Origin of the sequence: Williamsia sterculiae, assembly GCF_900156495.1 — a bacterium.
GTDB lineage: Bacteria > Actinomycetota > Actinomycetes > Mycobacteriales > Mycobacteriaceae > Williamsia_B > Williamsia_B sterculiae.
The window spans coordinates 550,188-573,514 of the sequence record NZ_FTNT01000002.1 but is presented as its reverse complement, the minus strand read 5'-3'; the positions used below and the strand labels follow the sequence as shown (position 1 = coordinate 573,514).

The following is a 23,327-nucleotide window of genomic DNA, read 5'->3' as shown; positions in this document are numbered from 1 at the left end:
CCGTCGCGAGAAGCGACAGATCACGCCCCGCAGTCGGGGCTGCCACCGCCCGCACGGCACCAGGTCGACGTGAAACCGTTGGGATCGGCAACCAGGAGAATCGCGGTACCGGCCGCGTCCTGACTGGGTGTGGCGGTGAACGTCTGGCCCGAACGCAGATCGGCACCGGCACCCTCCCCGTGGAGAGCGATCCGCTCGCCAAGGGTCATCGTCGCGTTCGACCCTCCTCCATCGGCCCATGTGAACGACCACTTCTCGACATCGCAGCAACTGGACCCGAGCAGGATGCTGCCGGTCCCCGACCCGAACTCCAGACTGCTGTCGTGACGTTGCCAGTGGCCGAGGTACGCCGATCCCCCTGTCCCCTGACCCGCGGGCGGTTGCCCCGCGTCGGTGGACGTCGCGGCACCACCGGAGTCGCCGCCGGACTGACCGTCACTGCCGGTCTGATCGTCACCGCCGGTCTGATCGTCGGCCGCGCGGGTCACCGTGATGGTGGTGTCCGGCGGAGGTGTCGACGACTCCGTGGTCGTCGGTGTCACCGTGACGGTGCTCGGTGCCCGGGACGTCGCCGACCCGCCGGACGCATCGCAGGCGGTGAGCAGCGCGGTCAGGCCGGCCAGCACGATCACCAGGGTTCGCAGGGAGCGCATCTGTGTCATACCCCGGTGATCGGGGGTGAGAATTCGACCATTACCTGGACTCGGTAACCGTGTCCGAAGCGAGATCGTTCCGCGATGTGCGGGGAGGTCGTCACACCGCCCGGAGGGCGGCAGGAATGTCACTGTGCCCCCGGCAGGATTCGAACCTGCGACCTTCTGCTCCGGAGGCAGACGCTCTATCCCCTGAGCTACGGGGGCTCGGGCACGGATCAGCCTAACCTAGTGCGTCAACCGATCTCAAAACGGCACGCACCGACGGTCACGGCACCGCTCACAGCGAGACCACCTCGGCTCCCGCGACCGTCCGGTAACGCTCCGGGGTGCAGGTCAGCACGATCACCTGGGCATCGCGGGCGGCATGGCCGAGCGTGACGCCCATGCTGGACAGTCGCCGCGGATCGGTGTTGCCGAGCGCGTCGTCGAGGATCACCGGAACACCGTCCCGGGCATCAACCAGTTGCGCACAGGCCAACCGACAGATGAGGCCCAGTTGCTCACGCGCTCCGCCCGACAGGGACTCGTACGGCACCGTGCGCCCGTGCAGGGTGCGCGCCCGGATCTGCAGGTCATCGGTGACCTCCACCTGCAGATCGGTGCCGAACACCAGGCGTCCCAGCTTCTCCACCTGCTCGGTGTACGGGGCGACATACCGCGCCCGGGCCGCGTCGCGGTGGCGCATCAATGTGGAGTAAAGCTCTGCTGCTGCCGCCGCACGGCGTCGCACGGCGGTGGCGGTGGCGGTGGCGTGCTCTCTGACGGTCTCGGCGGCTTCGAGCGAGTCGAACCGGGCCTCGGAACGGCACAGCTCGAGTCGCGCGATCAGCCCGGACTCGCGGTCGCGCAGATCGGCGAGACGACCGCGGTTGTCCTCGACGGCCTGCAACAATGCGTCGCGGTGCATCTCCACCCCGGCCACATCGACCTCGGCACACCGCGCCCCCGTCGCCTCACACCTCTGCGCGGCGGACTCACGATCGCCGAGCAACCGGGTGAGCAGGCCGTCGAGTTCCGCGTCGGACACCACGGCACGTGCGTCAGCGAGAGCAACCGCGGCCTGCTCGGCCGATTCCCTGAGGCTGGTCAACCTCGCGGTCAGGGTGGTCACCACGTCGGCGGCGTGGCGGGCATCGGCCACCGCAGTGGCTTGTTCCGCCGCCTGTCGCGCGACCTCCTCGCGCAACACCCCCACATCGTCACTCGAGGGCTCCAGGCCGTCGGGTTCGACGCACTGCGGGCGCATGGCCTCGATCCGGGCCTCCAGCAGTTCGCGGCTGTGGCCGAGTCCGGCCTCGTCGCGCCCGGCCAGCGTCGCCTGCAGCCGGATCACCGCGGAGTCGTGCTCGCGCCGCACCGATCGTCGACGCGCGGCCGCGGCCTCGAACTCCGCGACGGTGCCCAGCCCGTGCCGTGCGCCGAGGTCGTCCCACGCCGACTGCGCATCGGCCAACCGGGACGCCACCTCCTCGACATCGACCCCGCTGCGCAACCGGATCTCGACGTGGTCACCGATCGTGACGACGGTATCGGCACCGAGCGTGCGGGTCGGATCACCGCCGACGACCTCGTCACCGTCCACCCGGACCTGCATGTCACCGCTGCGCACCACGGCGATCGTGCCCGCGACCGCGTCATGTCGCGCCCTGGCCACGGCCAACGCCTCCGCGGCGGCCGAGGCCGCGGCGACCACCTCGTCGTCCACGGTCAGCACCGCGAGTTCACCGTCGGTGGCGGCCACCTCGGCGCGCAGTTCCCGCACCCTGTCGACCAGGTTGTCCAGAGCGCGCAACTCGTCGCCGAGACGCCCGACGTCGGCGAGCGCGGCGCGCGCACGGTCACGCTGCTCGGCCGCGATGAGTCGGCTGCGGGTGTCGGCGAGGGCCGCCACCGTATGCTCACGGACCTGTTCGGACTCTGTTGCGGTCACCACCATGGTATCGAGTTGTTCTCGCGCGGTGATGATCTCGTCCCGCAGCTGCCCGACCCGATCGATGATCTCGGTGCGCTCGCGCGCGTCGCGGCGGGCCAGCTCGATGCGGTTGTCGAGTACCACCACTTCGGCGGACGCCTTCTCGAATGCGACCTGCAGGGCCGAGGCCTCGACCCATTGCTGTTCCACCGCAGCCAGATCCACCCGAGACAGTTCGAGCGACCGCCGCTCGGTCTGCTGCCGCTCGGCCACGGCCCGCAACTCGTCGGCATCGCGGGCGGCTTCGGCCAGCACCGCGGCGACCCTGGCCACCTCGGCATCGGCCGCGGCCAGAGCGTCCTCGGCTGCGGCGAGTTCACCGGTGGGCTTGCCACGACCCGCGGTGTGGTACCGCTCGTACTCGGTGCGTGCGGCGTCGAGGATGCCGCTGTCGTCGGTGGTGGATCCGCTGCTGCCGGCGGCGCGGTCGAGTGCCGTGGTCAGGGCCGCACTCTCGTCCAGACCCACCGGCGTGGGGTCGTCGGACTGCATCAGCCGCAACGCCCGGAAGAGCGCGGTGTCGACCGCACCGGCCATGATCTGCTGCACGCGCTCGTGGGCGGCGCGCCCGGTGAGCTGTTCCCGCACCGGTGTGATGATGTCGAGTTCGGTGCTGTTCTGCTTGTTGAACTGTTTGGTGTAGACGAACCTGTGCTCACCGCAGGAGATCTCAGCCCGCACCCGAGTGGGGACGTCGCGTCCCGCGGGCGCGACCGCCCGCACCCGTCGGCTCGCACTGTCGGATCGCAGGTCGAGGAGCAGATCGAGCGCCTCGACCATCGACGACTTGCCGACCTCGTTGTCTCCCTCCACGACGGTCACACCCGTGTCGGCGAACACCACCTCGCGGTGGCCGATTCCGCGGAAGTCATCGAGCTCCAGTCGGTGCAGCCTCATGACCGCTCTCCCAGCAGGCGATACAGCAGGGTCGTCGCATCGGCGGCTCGATCGGCGGTCGCCGGGTCGGAGTCGCGAGTGCGGGCACCGAGGTCCGCGACCGCGTCGGCGGCGTATCCGGTCAGACCCAGGTCGGCGAAATCGTCGTCGGCGGACAGCACCGACAAGCGGGTCTCCTTGTCCCACAGGGTGAGGGCAGCGAACCGCTCACCAAAGGCCAGTAGTTCGTCGTCCAGTCGCGCCCGCGCGGCCACCGGGAGCGCACCCCGGAGACCGAGTTGCACCACCACCCGGGATTTGTCGGCGATCGATTCCAACTCGGCACACAAGGCGTCGATGTCCGCGTCGCCGGACAGCTCCCGACGCAGGGATCGAAACGCCCACCGTCCCACCCGATGCGGGGTCACCTCCACGGTGCGGCACCGACCGCGGGTGAGCCTGACCACCAACGCCTGACCGGGGTCGGTCTCGCGGTGGTCGTAATTGGTCACCTCATGAGCGCCCGGGTACCAGATGCGGCCGGTGCTGCCCACCTCGGTGACCGAGTGCCGATCCCCCAGGGCCACATAGTCGAGCAGTCCGGAGGCGATCGCCGTCTCCATCCCGGCCAGTGACACCGTGGCCGGATCGTCACGACCGGTGAGATCGTCGACCCCGCCGTGACCGGCCAGGATGGTGATGTCCGGGCCGACGTGTACGCCGCGCAGTGCGTCGGCGACGAGGTCGCTGTGCGGGGTCTTGGTCCGCCACGGCGCGGCCACCAGACGCACCCCCGGTGCCGGCTCGACGGTGGTGGACGCATCGAGCACGATGACGTTGTCGGGCCTGCCGGAGACGAAAGTCCGGGAGCGGTAGACGCTCGCGGCGTCGAGCGGATCGTGGTTGCCGGGCAGCACGTACACCGGGACGTCGATGGCGGACAGGCGATCCAATGCGCGCCGGACGATCTGCGTCGACACCCGGGGGTCCTCGAAGACATCGCCGCACACCAACACGAAGGCCGCTGCGACCTCACGGGCCAGGTCGCCGACGCGCTCGATCGCCTCTTCGCGGGCCGCGGTGTAGGTCGCCTGCGCATCCGTTCCCAGGAAGTGTCGGGTCATCCCCAGCTGCCAGTCGGCGGTGTGCACGAACGTGACCGCGCGCTCGGGTTCGGCACCGGGGCGGTCGTCGAACAGCGATCCGTCCCACGCCTGTGCGGTGGTCATCGCCCCTCCTCCCGCTGAACTGCCCGTGTGTCGTGGTCGTCGGTATGTCGTGCGCCCAGATCGTACGAGCGGCCACCGACACAGCGTGGGAGGTGGCCGGGACCACGCGTGGCGCGGGCATACTGGAGCGGGTGGATCGACGACTGCGCACCTTCAGCCGCGGTTCGACCGCCGTGTGGCGCGGTACCGCCGGCATACTGGCCGTCGCGGTCGCTCTCGGCGTCGGACAACTCGTCGCGGGCCTGATCGATCGCGATTCCGCTCCGCTCTACGTGGTGGCGGATGCGGTGGTCGACCTGGTCCCGCCGTCGTTACGCGAGTCGGCCATATCCACCTTCGGCACCTCGGACAAGACGGCGCTACTGGCCATCATGGGCATCGTGCTGGCGGTCATCGCCGCGCTCGCGGGGGTCCTCGAGGCGCCTCCCCGACGACTGTGGGGTTCGGTTCTGTTGGTGATCCTCGGGGTCACGGGAGTGGTCGCCGCAGCCACCCGACCCACCGGCTCGGTGGCCTGGACGGTGCCCAGCTTCGTCGGCGCGGCGGCAGGGTTGCTCACCCTGCACCTGCTGATCACACGTGTCGGCCGACCGGCCACACCGGGAGACGCCATCCCCCGCGTCCCGGACGAGCGCCCGACCCATCCGGTCGACCGCCGCGGTTTCCTGGTGGGTGCCGGTGTGGCGGGGGCCGCCGCCGCGGTCGGTGGCGTGGGCGGTGTCGCGCTCGACCATCACCTGCACGACGTCGATCGTGACCGTGCCGGTTTCACGCTGCCGAACGCCGCCGACCCCACCGACCCCGCCTACGATCGAGTGCCCGGCGTCAGCGACTACCTCACCGACAACCGCGACTTCTACCGCATCGACACCGCACTCCAGGTGCCGCGGGTGGAGAGCAGAGGGTGGTCGCTGCGGATCTTCGGGATGGTCGATCACGAGGTCCGGCTCGACTTCGACGATCTGCGGCGGATGGCCGCCTTCGAGAAGACCGTGACGCTGACGTGCGTGTCCAACGAGGTGGGCGGCGACCTGATCGGCAACGCCCGATGGACCGGCTACCGTTTGGCCGACCTGCTGGCGATGGCACACCCGCGAGCCGACGCCGACATGGTGCTGTCGACCAGTTCCGACGGGTTCACCGCCGGGACTCCCCTGTCGGCGATGACCGACGACCGAGGCGCGATGCTGGCGGTCGGGATGAACGGCAGCCCGCTACCGGTCGAACACGGCTACCCGGCACGGTTGGTGATCCCGGGTCTGTACGGCTACGTGTCGGCGACCAAGTGGGTCGCGTCGCTGGAGGTGACCCGATTCGACCGGGCGCAGGCCTACTGGACCACGCGCGGGTGGGCGGAGAAGGGGCCGATCAAACTCAGCTCACGGATCGACGTTCCCCGCGGGGGCGCCAGAGTACGGGCGGGCGAGGTGATGGTAGGCGGGGTGGCCTGGGCGCAGGGCCGCGGTATCAACCGCGTCGAGGTGCGAGTGGACGACGGTCCCTGGCGCAGCGCACGACTGGCCCATCCCGACGACATCGACACCTGGCGGTTGTGGAGCTTTGCCTGGTCGGCCGGCGCGGGTGACCACACGCTCGCCGTGCGCGCTTTCGACGGTGACGGCAAACAGCAGTCGGCGGTCGAGGCGTCCCCGATCCCCGACGGCAGCAGCGGACTGCACGCCATCCGGGTGACGGTGACCTGACCGGTGGTCACCGGGCCGATCAGTCCTCCAGGAACACGATCTGCTCGGGGGGAAGGGTCAGCGTTACGGTACGGTTCTTGACCGTCACCAGCGTGTCCAGGCTGGTGGAATGGCCGGCGGGCACCGTGTACAGCTTGTCGTCATCGTGGGCGCCGAGGAACGCGCTGAAGCCCGACAGCGCGACGCTGCCGTCGGCGTCGGTGAGGTATTCGGCGAGACGGCGGAACAATTTGGGCAGGATCACCAGGTCGTCGGTGAGCTGCTTCTCCGAGGTCACCGCGAAACCCTTGGTGGTGGAGTCCTTCGGCCACAGGCCCTTTCCGGCGTCGCGGGCCGCGACCGTGGCCGCGGTCAGGGCCTCGCGGAAGTCGATGTAGAGCTTGGAGTAGAAGGTGGGATACACCCAGCCGTCGGCGAGCAGCTGGTAGTTGACCGACTTCTTCAGCTCGTCGACGTCGATCTGGGCGGATCCGTCGGCCGACGTCCGACCGGGTCGCGTGCCCGCATAGGCCAGCGAGATCGCACGGCCGTAGACATCGGCGAATCGGGTCAGGATGCAACCGGGTCGTTCGGCCGGGGTCGCCGAGGTGATACGCCCGTTGTCACCGCGCACGACGTCGCGGAACCCGAGCAACTCGAGAAGTCTCGTCGCCGCCCCGTCGCCGAATTCCTCGGGCTGGCGCCACATGTGGTGGGCGTGCGGCGGTGTGTAGTGGGTTTCGAGTGCGTCGATGGCGTCCAGCCGCAACTGGACCCCGCCCTGCGCGTTGGGCTTGGCGCCGATGTGGCGCTTGGTCCAGACGTCGGGGTCGTCGGGATAGAACCGGATGCTGTCGCCGTCGGGCGAGGTGCCGGCGATCTTGTAGGTCCCCTGAATGACACTGAGCGGCATGCGGGACACATTTCCCGGCGGGTGGCGGCGGCGGAAGACCGCGACTCAGGGTGTCACCCACTGTTCACCCGGAAGGCTGGTCATTTCCGGCGAACAGAACGACGGCCCGCTGGGCGCGAACAAGGGCACGGTCGACGGGAACGAGGGCCCGGTCGACCGTGACAAGGGCACGGTCGACGGGTGGGCGGTGGCGTCAGGCGGGCGTCGCCTGGTCGACGACCCAGTCGGCGAGCAGTTCCACCGACCGGGCGGCCGAGTCGTCGTCACCGTCGGCCAGCCACCACTGGATGAGCCCGAGGACCATCTGGATGGCCCCCCGTACGACCGTCCGTTCGCGGTCGCCCCACCCCATGGCGGTCTGCGCACCCACGGCCCGTAGGTAACCCGCACCGAACTGCTCGGCGAGCTCGTTCTGTCTGCGGGCCACACCCGCGGCCGGAGACCCCGGTTCGGCACGCAGCGACAGCTGCGTGGACTCGACCAACAGCATCCAGCGCTCGGGGTAATCGATCACCTTGCGCAGCACCGTGTTCAAGGTCCCCAGCAACAGCTCGCGCAAGGCCTCCGCGCCGCGAGGTTCGTCCGCATCGGTGACCTCCGGAACGGGAATGCCCTGTTCCTGGTCGTCGCCGATGAACGCATCGAGCTGTTCGGCGATGGTCCGTTCGATCATCGCGGTGACCAGTTCGTCCTTGCTCTCGAAGCAGTAGTGCACGATGCCGAACGAGACCCCGGCCTCATCCGCCACCGCCCGGACGGTGACCGCACCGATGCCACTGCGGTAGGCGAGCCGCAGGGCACACGCCACCAACTGCTCGCGACGTTCGGTCATCGACAGCCTGGTCAGCATGGGAGAAGTCAATCCTCGGTGACCGGCCGAGTCAACACCGGGTCCCGGTCGACGCGGCCCGGCGTCAGGAGGCCGTCACCGCGGCATCCGCCTCCGCGTCGGTGGACCCACGGGGCGTGGCGGTGGGCTGCGGGCGACCCATGTGCTGCGGACGCTGGAAGAAGACCGTGGCTACCACCCCGATCAACAGGACCAATCCCGGGAGCAGGATGGTCTGGCCCATCGCGGTCGCGAAGGGATCCCGGATCATCGCGGGCAGCTGACCGGTGGCACCCTCCGACGGCTTGCCACCGAGCCCCGGCAGCTCCGCCGCCAGCCGGGTCTGCATCAGCGCACCGACAGCGGCGCTGCCGAGCACGGACCCGATCATCCGAGTGGTGTTGTAGACCCCCGCCCCGGCACCCGCACGGGACATCGGCAGGTTGCGGGTGGCCGTCGCCGCCAACGGCGCCCAGATGCCGGCGCTGGCCACACCCATCAGTCCCATCGGGATGATGAGCTCCCAGACCGGGGTCACCGGCGAGGCGATCGCGCCCAGCCACAGCACCGCGGCCGCGTTCAGCAACAACGACGTGGCCACGATGTAGCGCGGATGCACCTTGTCCACGAATCGCCCGACGATCGGGGCGAGGACACCGGTGAGGACCGCCATCGGCACCATCATCACCGCGCTCTGGGTGGGGGTCATCCCACCGACCAGTTGGAGGAAGAACATCAACGGCACCATCAAGCCGGATATGGCGAAACCCATGGTGGCGATACCGATGTTGGCCAGCGAGAAGTTGCGATCGGCGAACAGTGAGAGGGGGACCAGTGGTTCGGTGCGGATCCTCGACTGCCACCAGACGAACAGACCCATCACCACGATGCCGCCCACGATCAACGACCAGATCCACGCCGCCCAGTCGTACTTCTCCCCGTCCTGGATGCCGAAGACCAGCGCCGACAGCCCGATGGCACTCAAAGCGACACCCACCAGGTCGAAGGAGTGGTTACGGGTGGGCACCGCGGGCACCAACCACCAGGCCAGGAACAGACCCACCACACCGACCGGGATGTTGACGAAGAAGATCCACTCCCAACCGAACTGATCGGTGAGGATGCCGCCGAGCAGCGGCCCGACCAGGGTCGCGACACCGGCCACGGTCCCCCACACGCCCATCGCCGTGCCACGTTTGTCGGCCGGGAAGATACGGGTGATGACCGCCATGGTCTGCGGGGTGATCAACGCCGCCCCGAGGCCCTGCAGCCCGCGGGCGGCGATCAACTCGCCGATCGATCCGGACAGACCGCACCACAGGCTCGCCAGTGTGAACACCACCAACCCGGCCTGGTAGACGGACTTCGGGCCGAACCGGTCACCGAGTCGACCGGTGATCAGCAACGGCACCGCGTAGGTGAGCAGATACGCACTGGTGACCCAGATGACACCGTTGAAATCGGTGCCGATGCCCTCCTGGATCTTGGGTTGTGCGACCGCGACGATGGTCATGTCCACGAGGATCATGAAGAAGCCGACGCACAGGGCGCCCAGCGCGGCCCACGGGCGGGTGGTCAGTGGCGGTGGCACCGGCGACGACGTGGTGCCGGATTCGGGAGCGGTCATGTCCGTGAGGTCTCTTCCTGCGGTGCGTGGTCTCGGGTGACGTCGGGAATCTGTGACGTGGGGGTCGGGGTGGTGGCGGTCTCGGTGATGGAACCGTGCGGTCTGGTCGGCCATTCCAGCGCCCCCGACTCGATCCGGCGGGCCAGGACGTGCAGCCAGTCGATCTGGGTGCGCAGGACGCTGACGCGCAGCCCGACGTCGAGGTAGAAGACCTCCGCGACGTCGCGTTGCTCGGCCGCCTCGATGGTGCCCTCCAGGTCTGACAATTCCGCCCGCATCGCGTCCAGACGCTGGTCGAGCAAGGTCACGACCTGGTCCGCGGGCAGCTCGTGCGCCTCGGCCAGCGCCAGATGGATCTGCGGGTACTCGCTCACCGGATGGGCCAGCATGTCGGCCAGGCCTTCGGTGACCTGTGCCGATCCGGCCGCGGTGATGGCGTAGACCGTGCGTTCAGGTCGATTACCCGCACGGCCGACATCGTTGACGCACAACAACTCTCGTTGCAGTAACCGGTCGACCGTGTGGTACAGGGACCCGGGACGAACGTTGGCGAGCCGCTGTTCCCGGCGGGAGATCAGAGTCTGATACATCTCGTAGGGATGCATCGGGCGCTCACGCAGCAGGCCGAGGACCATGATCGCCAGCGGCGTCAACCGCGCCTGTGTGCAGTCGCTCGACTCCCCCACCCGTTCACCCCCGGCCCCAGCCGCACAAGTATTCCGCGAGGAATATACCGCTCCGATCATCCGCTGCCAAGGCAGGCGTGACCCGCACCGCCTGCGGCTACCCTGGACACCGATGAGTACCACCGACCCGTCCTCCACCGACCCGGACCCAACCGGCGCGCCCCCGACCCGGGGTAGCTACGTCACCAAGGACTCGCCTTTCGAGCGCGACACCCGGTACATCGACACCCGGATCACCCGCGACGGTCGCGACGGGTACCCGGTGGAACCCGGGCGGTATCGACTCGTCGCCGCGCGGGCCTGTCCGTGGGCCAACCGGACCATCATCGTGCGCCGACTGCTGGGTCTGGAGGACGCCATCTCGATGGGGCTGTGCGGGCCCACCCACGACGCCGACAGCTGGACCTTCGACCTCGATCCGGGTGATGTCGACCCGGTCCTGCAGATCCCGCGCCTCAAGGATGCGTATCTCAGGCGCTTCCCCGAGTACGCCAAGGGCATCACCGTCCCCGCGGTGGTCGACATCCCCTCCGGTGAGGTGATCACCAACGACTTCCCGCAGATCACCATCGACTTCTCGCTGGAGTGGACCGAGCACCATCGCGACGGTGCGCCCGAGCTGTACCCGGAGCGGCTCCGCGCGGAGATCGACGAGGTGAACCACGGCGTCTACACCGAGGTCAACAACGGGGTGTACCGATGTGGTTTCGCGGGCAATCAGCAGGCCTACGACGCCGCCTACGACCGGTTGTTCGGCACACTCGACCAGCTCACCGAGCGGTTGCGGTCACAGCGCTATCTGGTCGGCGACACCATCACCGAGGCCGACGTCCGCCTGTTCACCACGCTGGCCCGTTTCGACGCGGTGTACCACGGCCACTTCAAGTGCAATCGGTCCAAGCTCAGTGAGATGCCGGTGCTGTGGGCCTACGCCCGGGACCTGTTCCAGACGCCGGGATTCGGTGACACCGTCGATTTCACCCAGATCAAGCAGCACTACTACATCGTGCAGACCGACGTGAACCCCAACGGGATCGTGCCCAAGGGACCGGACCTGCGGGGCTGGCTCACCCCACACCATCGTGCGGAACTCGGCGGCAGGCCCTTCGGTGACGGCACGGCCCCACCACCTCCCCGCCCCGGGGAGGTGGTCCCCGCGTCGCACTGGGTGCCCCCATCCCCTGGACCCGCAGCCCGGGTACCCGCCACATGAAGGAGAGATCTGTGTCCCGACCACCCATCGAGAAATCCGGAGAGAAGAACGCCGCCGGCTGGTTCGGGAACGTCGTCGATCACGCGCAGCGACTGCAGGGTCCCGCGGTGTCCACATACGTCCGCAAGATCCGCGACGCCCACCCCGGTGAGTCACCCGCGCAGATCGTCGCCCGCCTGGACTCCCGCTACCTCACAGCCGTTACCGGATCGGGCGGTGCGGTGGGCGCCACCGCCGCCCTCCCGGGTGTCGGTACCCTCGCCGCGATCGCGGCGCTGGGTGGTGAGGGCGCCTTCTTCGTCGAGGCCTCCGCGCTGTACGCACTCGCCCTCGGCGAGGTGTACGGCATACCTGTCCACGACCGGGAGCGTCGAAAGACACTGGTGTTGACCGTCCTCCTCGGCGACGAAGGGCTGCTCGCGCTCGGCAAGGCCCTGGGGACGCGGACCGGACCGCTGCAACGGCTCGGCCGCGGGAACATCCCCGAGTCCACCCTGACGAGCCTCAACGGGACGCTGGTCAGGAGAATGGTGAAGAAGTTCGCACTCAAGCGCGCCCCCGCCGCGGTCGGCAAGCTCATGCCCGCAGGGATCGGTGCCGCGATCGGCAGCGCGAGCAACCGCTCACTGGGCAAGCGGGTCGTCGCCAACTCGCGCGACGCCCTCGGACCTCCACCCGCGCAATGGCCGGTCATCGACGGCGAGGTGATCGACTCCGCGCCGCCCGCCGCAAAGTGAGTCGCGGCTGGATCAGCCGTCTCTGCGCCGACGCACTGCGCCACCGCCGGTTGGTGGCCGTCACGCTGATGGTGACCGTCGTCGCCGTGATCGTGGACCTGACCATCCCCCTGCTCACCCGCGCCGCACTCGACCGGGCGACCGGAGCGGCCACACACGGTCATTCCATCGCGGCGATCGCGGGACTGCTCGCCGCCCTGGGCGTACTGCGGTACGTCTGTCAGTACGGCAGGCGGATGACCGCGGGCCGGTTGTCATTGCTGGTGCAGAACGGGTTGCGGCTGCGTCTGCTCGACACGCTGTTGCGCTTGGACGGACGTGGTCAGGACGAGATCCGCACCGGTCAGGTGGTCTCCCGCTCCATCTCCGACCTGCAGACGGTGCAGGGGTTGCTGGCGATGGTCCCGCTGTCGATCGGCGCCCTGATCCAGGTGGTGCTCGCGCTGGGCATCATGTTCTACCTGTCGGCGCCGCTGACCATCGTCACCCTGCTCATCGTGCCCGCCGTCGGCGTGGTGGTCTGGCGCACCCGCACCAAGCTGTTCGCGGCCACGTGGTCCGCGCAGCAACAGGCCGCCGAGCTGGCCCAGCACGTCGAGGAGACGGTCACCGGGGTGCGGGTCGTCAAGGGGTTCGGCCAAGAGGAACGAATGGTCGACGAGCTGATCGGACACGGCCGCCGACTGTATGCGCTCCGGATGCGGGCGGCCCGCATCAACGCCCGTTTCAGCCCCACCATGTCGGCGATCCCGCAGCTGGGCACGGTCGGGGTGATCGCCCTCGGTGGCTGGCTGACCATGCGCGGAGACATCACCGTGGGCACGTTTCTGGCCTTCGCGACCTATGTCGCGACGATGACCGGACTGGCCCGGCTGCTGACCAACGTGGTGGTGTCGGGACAGCTCGCACGGGCCGCGGTGGAACGGGTGCACGAGGTCATCGATCATCCGACCGACCCGCACGAGAACGCGACCGCGCGGCTCCCCGCGGGCCCCGTCGGTGTGGACCTGCGCGATGTGCGGTTCGGGTATGGGCGGTCCGTCGGGGACACCGACGAGGGCCACACCCCGGTACTGGACGGACTGGACCTGCACGTGTCGCCGGGCGAGTGCGTGGCGGTGGTCGGTCCCCCCGGCTCGGGTAAATCGACGCTGGCGCTGCTCATCGACCGCATCCAGACCCCCGACACCGGTGCGATCTCGCTCTCGGTCGACGGCCGCGACCATCCGGTCGCCGATCTGGCACCGGGGTCGTTGCACTCGGCGGTGACGGTCGTGTTCGACGAACCGTTCCTCTATTCCGACACCATCGCGGCGAACATCGATCTCGTGGGTGACCCGGCCGACCCCGGTCGTCGCGCCGCGGTGCACGACGCCGCCCGACGAGCCGCTGCCGACGACTTCATCCGAGACCTGCCCGACGGGTACGACACCGTCATCGGCGAGCGGGGTCTGACGCTCTCGGGCGGTCAACGACAGCGAGTGGCGTTGGCCCGCGCGCTGTTGACCGACCCTCGGGTGTTGATTCTCGACGATGCCACCTCGGCCGTCGACGCCGCGACCGAGTCGGTCATCCTGCGCGAACTGCGCACCCCGGACGGCGACGACACCGGGCGCACCATGATCGTGTTGGCGCACCGTCGTTCCACCCTGATGCTCGCCGACCGTGTCGCCGTACTCGATGGTGGGGTGATCACCGACATCGGCACCGTCGACGAGGTGGAGTCGCGGTCGCCGCTCTTCCGTTCGCTGATGTCGGTGACCCCGGACGACGATCTCGAGGTCGACGCCCTCGAACCGGACAGCGACGACGACGCTCCGGACGCCGTGCACGCGCTGTGGCCGGAGCGGTCGGACACCAGCGGATCTCTCACGGCCGCCGCGGATCGCGCCATGCGCGCGGCGGTCACGTCGGCCAGCGGGCGCCCGGGTGGTCTGGGGGCTGCCCTCGGTGCCGCACCTGCGAGTCCACGGGTGCTGGCCGCGGTCGCCGCCCTGCCACCGGCCGACGAGCGGGCTCCCGATGCGGTGGACGCAGTGCGCCGTCCGGATCCCCGGTTCTCGCTCCGGCAACTGCTGGCCCCCGTGCGGTTGTTGTTGGTGCTGACCGTCGTCGGCATCACCGTCGACACGCTGTCCGGATTGGGGCTGCCGTCCATCGCACGGGTCGCCGTGGACGCTGCCACGTCACAGCACGCCGGCTCGCTGTGGATCGCGATCGGGGTGGGTGTCCTGCTGGTGGCCGTGGGGTGGGTCGCGACGTCGATGATGACCATCACCAGTTCACGTGCCGGGGAACGCGTGCTGCTGGGTCTGCGGATCCGCAGCTATGCCCATCTGCAACGACTCGGTCTGGACTACTACGAGCGCGAACTGTCCGGTCGGATCATGACCCGGATGACCACCGACGTCGACGCCCTGTCGAGCTTCCTGCAGACCGGGTTGTCGCAGGCCGTGGTGGCGGTGTTGACCATCCTGGGGGTCGCGGTGGCGCTGCTGGTCACCGACCTGACCTTGGGTGCGTTGCTGCTGACGGTGTTCCCACCAATCATCGTGGCCACCGTGGTCTTTCGGCGGATCTCGTCGCGCGCCTACACCCGGTCGCGTGAACTGGTCAGCACCGTCAACGCCGACTTCCAGGAGAACATCGCCGGTCTGCGCACCTCGGTCAGTTACGGCCACACGGGTGTCGCCCGACGACGCTTCGCCGATCGCGCGGCCGAGTACGTGCGTGCGAGGATGGTGTCCCAGCAGGCCATCTCGGTGTACTTCCCGTTCATCACCTTCGTGTCCGACATGGCCACCGCCCTCGTCATCGCGGTGGGCGCACACCAGGTGGTCGGTGGTCACATCAGCGCGGGCACGCTGGTCGCCTTCGTCCTCTACCTGTCGATGTTGTTCAGTCCGGTGCAGCAGCTGTCGCAGGTGTTCGACGGCTACCAGCAGGCGTCGGTGGGGTTGCGCCGTATCGGCGACCTGTTGCGCACCCCCACCAGCCTGCCGTCGCCGGGTGCGGATGCGATCCCCGTCAGCGGCCACGTCGAGGGTCACGCCGCCCTGCACGACGTCCGCTTCCGCTACGGCCCCGACACCGCCGACGCGCTCAGCGATGTCCACCTCGACATCCCCGCCGGTTCGTCGCTGGCGTTGGTGGGCCGCACCGGCGCGGGCAAGTCGACCATCGTCAAACTCCTCGCGCGGTTCTACGACCCCACGTCGGGTTCCGTCACCATGGACGGGGTCGACATCCGCCGTCACCCGTTGCAGGACTACCGCATGCGACTGGGGGTGGTCCCGCAGGAGCCACACCTGTTCACCGGGACGGTGGCCGAGAACATCGCCTTCGGTCGTCCCGCGGCGACCCGCGGCGAGATCGTCGACGCGGCGAGGTCGGTGGGTGCCCTGGCCACGATCGCCGCGCTGCCCGAGGCGATGAATCACCGCGTGGGTGAACGGGGACGCGACCTGTCCGCCGGCCAGCGCCAACTGATCGCGCTGGCCCGCGCCGAGTTGGTCGACCCCGATCTACTGCTCCTCGACGAGGCGACCGCCACTCTCGACCAGGCCACCGAGCGCCAGGTCCTCGCCGCCGGAAGGCATCTCGCCGGATCCCGGACGTCCGTCATCGTGGCGCATCGGTTGGCCACGGCCGCCCGCGCGGATCGCATCGCGGTGATCGACCACGGCGCGGTGGTGGAGTCGGGAACTCACGACGAGCTGATCGCGTTGCGAGGGAGGTACCGGGAGCTCTGGGTTGCCGGCCTGACGAGCTGGGAAGCCGACTCGCCCGTCCACTAGGTCCGCGAGGAAGACCACTCGCGCGTGGGCGGCCTTCTCATGGTGGCCGACACCGTGGGGGACTAACCTCATGGACGGAGAGGACGCCTGCGCCACAGGCACGAGATATGCGATCAGGGAATTGAGGCGAGATACTGCTGTGAGCAGTTCCATTTCGGACTTCGGGCAGAACGAGTGGCTGGTCGACGAGATGTACCAGCGTTTTCAGGACGACCCGGGGTCGGTGGACCCCAGCTGGCACGACTTCTTGAAGAACTACCACCCCGAGGACAACGGCTCCCAGAAGAACGGCCCCGGCGCGAACGGGTCCGGTGGCGCAGCCCCGAAGTCCGGTCGCAACGGCGCGTCGGGTGACTCCGCGACGAAGTCCCGGTCGGACTCCGCGGCCGCCGACACGAAGTCCGATGCGACGCGCGACAACGTCGAGCACCCGATCGCCGAGAACACCCCGACACCGCGGCCGGAGGCGGTGGCCACCAAGGCGGCCTCGGGCACGAGCACCCAGAGCCGGGACGGGTCCGCCGCGTCGGCGGCCAAGGACGACCCCGCGGCTCGGGCGACCACGCCCACCAAGGCCGAGGCCTCGGCCAAGGCGGCGGCAACGTCGAAGCCCGCCCCCGCGACGAAGTCGCCGACTCCGGCACCCGCGGCGAAGTCGCAGACAGCCGCAGAGGACAGCTCGAAGGTGTTGCGGGGCGCGGCCGCCGCAGTGGCGAAGAACATGTCGGCCTCTCTGGAGATCCCGACCGCCACCAGCGTGCGTGCGATCCCGGCCAAGCTGATGATTGACAATCGCATCGTCATCAACAACCACCTCGCCCGCACCCGCGGTGGCAAGGTCAGCTTCACCCACATCCTCGGATACGCCATCGTGCAGGCGATCAAGGCCTTCCCGAACATGAACCGGCACTTCGCCGAGATCGACGGCAAGCCCAACGCGGTCACGCCCGCGCACACCAACCTGGGTCTGGCCATCGACCTGCCGGGCAAGGACGGCAATCGTTCGCTGGTGGTCGCGGCCATCAAGAACACCGAGACCATGACGTTCGGTCAATTCCACGCCGCCTACGAGGACGTGGTCCGCCGAGCCCGTGACAACAAGCTGACCGCCGACGACTTCTCCGGCGTCACCATCTCACTGACCAACCCGGGCACCATCGGCACGGTGCATTCGGTGCCGCGCCTGATGAAGGGGCAGGGCGCGATCATCGGCGCGGGCGCGATGGAGTACCCGGCCGAGTTCCAGGGTGCCAGCGACGAGCGGATAGCCGAGATGGCCGTCGGCAAACTGCAGACGCTGACCTCCACCTACGACCACCGGATCATCCAGGGCGCGGAGTCGGGTGACTTCCTGCGGACCATCCACCACCTGTTGCTCGACGACGACTTCTACGACGAGATCTTCACCGCGTTCCACATCCCCTACGAGCCGATCCGGTGGCGTAAGGACATCGCCTCCCCCGCGGTCGACAAGAACGCGCGGGTGCTGGAGTTGATCGCGGCGTACCGCAACCGCGGTCACCTGATGGCCGACATCGATCCGCTCGGCATCGACAGCGACGCCCGGGCGGCCCACCCCGATCTCAACGTGCTGACCTACGACCTGACGTTGTGGGACCTGGACCGTGAGTTCACCGTGGGCGGCTTCCACGGCAAGGACCGGATGAAGCTGCGCGACGTGTTGTCGGTGTTGCGCGACGCCTACTGCCGACACGTCGGCGTGGAGTACACCCACATCCTCGAACCCGAGCAGCAGCAGTGGCTGCAGGAGCGGGTGGAGATCAAGCACGCCAAACCGCCGGTGGGCGAACAGAAGTACATCCTGTCGAAGCTCAACGCCGCCGAGGCCTTCGAGACCTTCCTGCAGACCAAGTATGTCGGGCAGAAGCGGTTCTCGCTCGAGGGCGCCGAAGCGGTCATCCCGATGATGGATGCCGTGATCGACCAGAGCGCCGAACACCAACTCGACGAGGTCGTCATCGGTATGCCGCACCGCGGTCGGCTGAACGTGCTGGCCAACATCGTCGGCAAGCCGTACTCCAAGATCTTCACCGAGTTCGAGGGCAACCTGAACCCGTCGCAGGCCCATGGCTCCGGTGACGTCAAGTACCACCTCGGTGCCGAGGGCAAGTACTACCAGATGTTCGGCGAGAACGAGATCAACGTCTCGCTGACCGCCAACCCCTCCCACCTGGAGGCGGTCGACCCGGTGCTCGAGGGTCTGGTCCGCGCCAAGCAGGACCTGCTGAACCTCGGCTACGGAGCGTTCACGGTGCTGCCACTGATGTTGCACGGCGACGCCGCATTCGCCGGCCAGGGCGTGGTGGCCGAGACCCTGAACCTGGCGATGCTGCCGGGCTACCGGATCGGCGGAACCGTGCACATCGTGGTCAACAACCAGGTCGGCTTCACCACGGCACCGGAACACTCGCGCTCCTCGGAGTACTGCACCGACGTGGCCAAGATGATCGGTGCGCCGATCTTCCACGTCAACGGCGACGATCCCGAGGCCTGCGTCTGGGCCGCGCAGCTGGCCGTCGACTACCGCCAGAAGTACCACAAGGACGTCGTCATCGACCTCGTCTGCTACCGCCGTCGCGGTCACAACGAGGGCGACGACCCCTCGATGACCCAGCCGGCGATGTACGACGTCATCGACACCAAGCGCGGGGTACGCAAGTCCTACACCGAGGCGTTGATCGGTCGTGGTGACATCTCGACCAAAGAGGCCGAGGACGCCTTGCGCGACTATCAGGGCCAGTTGGAGCGAGTGTTCAACGAGGTCAAGGAGCTCGAGAAGTACAAGCCGAAGCCGAGCCCGTCGGTCGAGGAGGACCAGCAGCTCCCCGGCAAGCTGGTCACCGGCATCTCCACGGACGTCGTCCACCAGATCGGTGACGCCTTCGGTAACGTGCCCGAGGGTTTCAGCGTCCACCAACGGGTGAAACCGGTTCTACAGCGACGGTTCGAGATGTCCCGCGACGGCGGTGTCGACTGGGCCTTCGGCGAGTTGTTGGCGCTCGGTTCGCTGGTCGACGAGGGGCGGACGGTGCGGTTGTCCGGCCAGGACTCGCGGCGGGGCACGTTCACTCAGCGTCACTCGGTGGTCATCGACCGCAAGGATGGTTCGGAGTACACCCCGCTGAACCAGTTGGTCCGGACCGAGGGCGAGTACCAGGGCGGACGTTTCCTGGCCTACGACTCCCCCTTGTCGGAGTTCGCGGTGGTCGGGTTCGAATACGGCTACTCGGTGGGCAACCCGGATGCACTGGTGTTGTGGGAGGCGCAGTTCGGCGACTTCATGAACGGCGCCCAGTCGATCATCGACGAGTTCATCGCCTCCGGTGAGGCCAAATGGGGTCAGCTCTCCGACGTGGTGCTGCTGCTGCCACACGGCCACGAGGGCCAGGGGCCGGACCACACCTCGGGACGTATCGAGCGGTTCCTGACGCTGTGTGCGGAGGGTTCGATGACCGTGGCCGTGCCGTCCACGCCGGCCAGCTACTTCCATCTGCTGCGTCGTCACGTGCTCGACGGCATCAGCCGTCCGCTGGTCGTCTTCACCCCGAAGTCGATGTTGCGCAACAAGGCCGCCACCAGCCCGGTGGAGGACTTCACCGGCGACACCAAGTTCCGCTCGGTGATCGACGACCCCGCGATCACCGACGACGCGGGGCGCGACAAGGTGACCAGGGTGCTGATGGTCAGCGGCAAGCTCTACTACGAGCTCGCCGCGCGCAAGCAGAAGGACAAGCGCGACGACGTCGCGATCATCCGCCTCGAACAGCTGTACCCGGTCCCGCACCGTCGGTTGTCGCAGACCCTGGATCGTTACCCCAACCGGGAAGAGATCGTCTGGGTCCAGGAGGAACCGGCCAACCAGGGTGCGTGGCCGTTCTTCGGCCTCAACCTCCCCGAGTTGCTGCCGGAGTACTTCACCGGTCTCAAGCGGGTGTCCCGTCGGGCGATGTCGGCACCGTCGTCGGGGTCGTCCAAGGTGCACGCCGTGGAGCAACAGGAGATCATCGACACCGCTTTCGAGTGACGCGCGGGCGCACCTCAGCCGGTGGCCCGCTCCATCCCGGGGATGGACTCCCCTGCCGCCAGCGCCAGCATCGGCAGCGACGAGGTGATCATCTGCAGCAGGTCGTCGCGGTCGATGGTCGGCCGGGTGAGCCACCGGATGGTGACGTCCTCGGCGAACGCCAACCAGCCGTGTACCGCCAGCTCGATCAGCGGGGTCGGCGTGAGGTCGACCAACGACACGTGGTCGAGGGTGCGGCGCACCATCACCGAGCGGGTGTGGTCGAACACCGCCTGCATCGCCGGGTCCGCCGACGACGCCCCGCGCATCAGTGCGAGGTACACCGCACTGTTCTCGGTGACGAAATCGACGAACGCCACGATGGTCCCGCGCAGGATATCGATCGGGTCCTCGAGGGTGAGGTCGGGTTCGGTGCATTCCAACATCAGCCGGGCCTGCTCTTCGGCCATCGCGACGTGGAAGTCCTGTCGGGTGTCGAAGTAGTGGAACAGCAACGCCCGCGAGACCCCGGCCGACTCGGCCACCGCCTCGATGCTGACCTGTTCCAACGGAACCTCTTCGGCCAGCTCGAGACCTTCGAGGATGAGTTGGCGCCTACGTGCCTCCGGGGTCATCCGCGTCCGCTTGGTTGCGCCCATGGAATAAGACTAGCGCTTATTGACTTTCCGTCAACAACCTATTGACCAGCCGTCAATACGGCTCTACGATCGTCCCCATGAACGATGTGAAGATCGCCATCATCGGCGCCGGGTTCTCCGGATTGGGAGCTGCCATCAAGTTGCAGCAACACGGTTTCGAGGACTTCGTCGTCCTCGACCGCGGCTCCGACTTCGGTGGGACCTGGCGCGACAACACCTATCCGGGCGCGGCCTGCGACGTGCCGTCGCACCTGTACTCGTACTCCTTCGCCCCCAACCCGGAGTGGACACGGTCGTTCTCCAGACAGGCCGAGATCCACGCCTACATCAACCGGGTCGCGGAGAAGTACGAGATCCGACGGCGCACACACTTCAACACCGACGTGCAGGACTCCCGATGGGACGAGGCCTCGAATCGGTGGATCATCGACACGGACAGAGGTCAGTACCGCGCCGAACAGCTCATCGGCGCGATCGGCCCGCTGTGCGAGCCCAACCTTCCCGACATCAAGGGGATCACCGAGTTCACCGGTGAGATATTCCACTCGGCACGCTGGGATCACGACTACGACCTGACCGGTAAGCGGGTCGCGGTCATCGGCACCGGCGCCTCGGCGATCCAGATCATCCCCGAACTGGCCAAGAAGGTCGCCCACCTCGACGTCTATCAGCGGACCGCACCGTGGGTGTTGCCCCGAGCCGACCGCCCCTACACCGGTGTCGAGCACTGGGCCTTCAAGAACGTTCCCCTCGTCCAGCAGCTGTCCCGGGCGGGGATCTACGCGGGTCACGAACTGGTCTCCTACGGCCTCACCCACAACCCGAACCTGCTCAAGCCCGCGGAACTCGCCGGACGGGCGAACATCGCCCGCGCCATCCGTGATCCCGAGCTGCGCGCCAAGGTCACACCGACCTTCCGGGCCGGCTGCAAGCGGCTGCTGTTGTCGAACACCTACTACCCCGCGTTGGCCCAGGCGAACACCGATGTGGTGACCGACGGAATCGACCACGTGGACACGACCGGCATCGTCAGCACGGACGGCACCCACCGCGACGTCGACGTGATCGTGGTGGCCACCGGCTTCCACGTCACCGACTCACCCGGATTCGAGCACATCACCGGCGCCGACGGTCGCACCCTGGCCCAGGTGTGGGATCACCACGGGATGAGCGGTTACAAGGGGTCCACGGTCAACGGCTTCCCCAACCTGTTCCTGATGATCGGCCCGTCGACCGGACTCGGACACACCTCGATGGTCTACATGATCGAGTCGCAGCTGAACTATCTCGTCGACTATCTGCGTACCGTCACCGAGCGGAACATCGCACGTATCGAGGTGCGCGCCGACGAGCAGAAGCGCTACAACGCGGCATTGAAGGACACCTTGTCCGACAGCGTGTGGGAGAACGGTGGATGCGCCTCCTGGTACAAGGACAAGTTCGGCAACATCACCACGCTGTGGCCCGGCTTCACCTTCAACTTCCGACGCGCGACCAAACGCTTCGACCTACCCGCCTACCAGGTCAACACCGAGGTGGGGACCGCTGAACCCGTTGCCGCAGGCGTCAACTGAGAGGGATTGAACTCATGAAGGATTTCCATGGCAAGGTCGCGGTCGTCACCGGTGCCGCCTCGGGGATGGGGCGCGACCTCGCGATCCAGCTCGGACAGAAGGGTGCCCGGGTGGCCATCTCGGACATGAACCCCGTCGGTCTCGAGGAGACCGAACGCCTGGTGAAAGCCACCGGCGCCCAGGTCCACTCGCAGCTGCTCAACGTCGCCGAGCGTGAGGCGGTGCTGGAGTACGCCGATGCGGTGATCGAGCACTACGGCACCGTCAACCTGGTGTTCAACAACGCCGGCATCGCTTATCACGGTGAGGTGGAGCGCACCGAGTTCAAGGATTTCGAGCGGATCATGGATGTCGACTACTGGGGTGTAGTCAACGGCACCAAGGCTTTCCTGCCGCACCTCATCGCCTCCGGCGACGGCCATGTGGTCAACACGTCGTCGCTGTTCGGCATCATGTCGCAGCCCGGTCAGAGCGCGTACAACGCGGCCAAGTTCGCGGTTCGCGGCTTCACCGAGTCGCTGAACATGGAGATGCAGGTGGCCGGCCATCCGGTCAAGGTCACCTGCGTGCACCCCGGGGGCATCAAGACCGCCATCGGGCGCAACATGACCGTCGCCGAGGGGGGTGACGCCAAGGCCATGGCGGACCTGTTCGACAGATACCTGGCCACCACCTCGTCACCGAAGGCCGCGAGCATCATCCTCAAGGCGGTGGAGCGCGAGCACGCCCGGGTACTGGTCGGCGCCGACGCCAAGGTCCTCGACGCGCTGATCCGGCTGGTCGGCTCCTACTACCAGGCGTTCTCGGCGAAGGTCGCGAAGCGGGTCATACCCAGGAGCTGAACGGTCCACGC

General features: G+C 68.0%; 15 protein-coding genes and 1 tRNA gene. 7 read left to right on the top strand and 9 right to left on the bottom strand.

The annotated features are described in order from the left end of the window. Positions 1–20: 20 nt before the first annotated feature. The 4 genes from BW971_RS05450 to BW971_RS05435 all read right to left on the bottom strand — a co-directional run bounded on the left by BW971_RS05450 (position 21) and on the right by BW971_RS05435 (position 4,733). Positions 21–653 (bottom strand): hypothetical protein, encoded by a 633-nt coding sequence (locus BW971_RS05450; RefSeq protein ID WP_143690204.1) that lies wholly within the window; start codon positions 651–653, stop codon positions 21–23. 134 nt (positions 654–787) lie between these two features. Then, a tRNA-Arg gene (locus BW971_RS05445) sits at positions 788–860 on the bottom strand. Between the two features lie 73 nt (positions 861–933). Beyond that, positions 934–3,525, bottom strand: coding sequence for an AAA family ATPase (locus BW971_RS05440; RefSeq protein ID WP_076477207.1), 2,592 nt, complete (start codon positions 3,523–3,525; stop codon positions 934–936). Next, positions 3,522–4,733 carry a metallophosphoesterase family protein gene (locus tag BW971_RS05435; RefSeq protein ID WP_076477205.1) on the bottom strand — a complete coding sequence of 404 codons (1,212 nt, stop codon included), beginning with the start codon at positions 4,731–4,733 and terminating at the stop codon, positions 3,522–3,524. The genes BW971_RS05440 and BW971_RS05435 overlap by 4 nt, the downstream gene beginning before the upstream one ends. Positions 4,734–4,825: 92 nt before the next feature. Here BW971_RS05435 and BW971_RS05430 point away from each other — a divergent pair, with 92 nt between their 5' ends. Next, positions 4,826–6,436 carry a molybdopterin-dependent oxidoreductase gene (locus BW971_RS05430; protein WP_234974243.1) on the top strand — a complete coding sequence of 537 codons (1,611 nt, stop codon included), beginning with the start codon at positions 4,826–4,828 and terminating at the stop codon, positions 6,434–6,436. A 19-nt stretch (positions 6,437–6,455) separates the two neighbouring features. Here the strand turns inward: BW971_RS05430 and BW971_RS05425 are convergent, their stop codons facing one another. The 4 genes from BW971_RS05425 to BW971_RS05410 all read right to left on the bottom strand — a co-directional run bounded on the left by BW971_RS05425 (position 6,456) and on the right by BW971_RS05410 (position 10,470). Beyond that, the gene (locus BW971_RS05425) at positions 6,456–7,328 is read right to left on the bottom strand and encodes a thermonuclease family protein (RefSeq protein ID WP_076477203.1); all 873 of its coding nucleotides are present in this window, start codon (positions 7,326–7,328) and stop codon (positions 6,456–6,458) included. Positions 7,329–7,521: 193 nt separating this feature from the next. Then, the gene (locus BW971_RS05420) at positions 7,522–8,178 is read right to left on the bottom strand and encodes a TetR/AcrR family transcriptional regulator (protein ID WP_083709287.1); all 657 of its coding nucleotides are present in this window, start codon (positions 8,176–8,178) and stop codon (positions 7,522–7,524) included. A 64-nt stretch (positions 8,179–8,242) separates the two neighbouring features. After that, positions 8,243–9,784 (bottom strand): MFS transporter, encoded by a 1,542-nt coding sequence (locus BW971_RS05415; protein ID WP_076477201.1) that lies wholly within the window; start codon positions 9,782–9,784, stop codon positions 8,243–8,245. Continuing rightward, positions 9,781–10,470, bottom strand: coding sequence for a PadR family transcriptional regulator (locus tag BW971_RS05410; protein WP_159441830.1), 690 nt, complete (start codon positions 10,468–10,470; stop codon positions 9,781–9,783). Before BW971_RS05410 ends, BW971_RS05415 begins: the two co-directional genes overlap by 4 nt. Before the next feature lie 112 nt (positions 10,471–10,582). On the opposite strand from BW971_RS05410, the gene BW971_RS05405 reads away from it, so the two are divergent. The 4 genes from BW971_RS05405 (at position 10,583) to BW971_RS05390 (ending at position 20,262) form a co-directional block, all read left to right on the top strand. Further along, positions 10,583–11,683, top strand: coding sequence for a glutathione S-transferase family protein (locus BW971_RS05405; protein WP_076477199.1), 1,101 nt, complete (start codon positions 10,583–10,585; stop codon positions 11,681–11,683). 11 nt (positions 11,684–11,694) lie between these two features. Beyond that, positions 11,695–12,420, top strand: a complete 726-nt coding sequence (locus BW971_RS21055; RefSeq protein WP_234974242.1) for a hypothetical protein — start codon at positions 11,695–11,697, stop codon at positions 12,418–12,420. After that, positions 12,366–16,217, top strand: coding sequence for an ABC transporter ATP-binding protein (locus tag BW971_RS05395; protein ID WP_076477197.1), 3,852 nt, complete (start codon positions 12,366–12,368; stop codon positions 16,215–16,217). The genes BW971_RS21055 and BW971_RS05395 overlap by 55 nt, the downstream gene beginning before the upstream one ends. A gap of 190 nt (positions 16,218–16,407) precedes the next feature. Continuing rightward, on the top strand, positions 16,408–20,262 hold the full coding sequence (locus BW971_RS05390; protein WP_234974259.1) for a multifunctional oxoglutarate decarboxylase/oxoglutarate dehydrogenase thiamine pyrophosphate-binding subunit/dihydrolipoyllysine-residue succinyltransferase subunit: 3,855 nt from the start codon (positions 16,408–16,410) through the stop codon (positions 20,260–20,262). 14 nt (positions 20,263–20,276) lie between these two features. Here BW971_RS05390 and BW971_RS05385 read toward each other — a convergent pair whose 3' ends face one another. Next, positions 20,277–20,900 carry a TetR/AcrR family transcriptional regulator gene (locus BW971_RS05385; RefSeq protein WP_076477195.1) on the bottom strand — a complete coding sequence of 208 codons (624 nt, stop codon included), beginning with the start codon at positions 20,898–20,900 and terminating at the stop codon, positions 20,277–20,279. A gap of 77 nt (positions 20,901–20,977) precedes the next feature. On the opposite strand from BW971_RS05385, the gene BW971_RS05380 reads away from it, so the two are divergent. Continuing rightward, entirely contained in the window at positions 20,978–22,474 is a 1,497-nt protein-coding gene (locus BW971_RS05380) for a flavin-containing monooxygenase (RefSeq protein ID WP_076477193.1), read from the top strand. A gap of 14 nt (positions 22,475–22,488) precedes the next feature. Then, on the top strand, positions 22,489–23,316 hold the full coding sequence (locus tag BW971_RS05375; protein ID WP_076477191.1) for an SDR family NAD(P)-dependent oxidoreductase: 828 nt from the start codon (positions 22,489–22,491) through the stop codon (positions 23,314–23,316). Positions 23,317–23,327 lie beyond the last annotated feature (11 nt).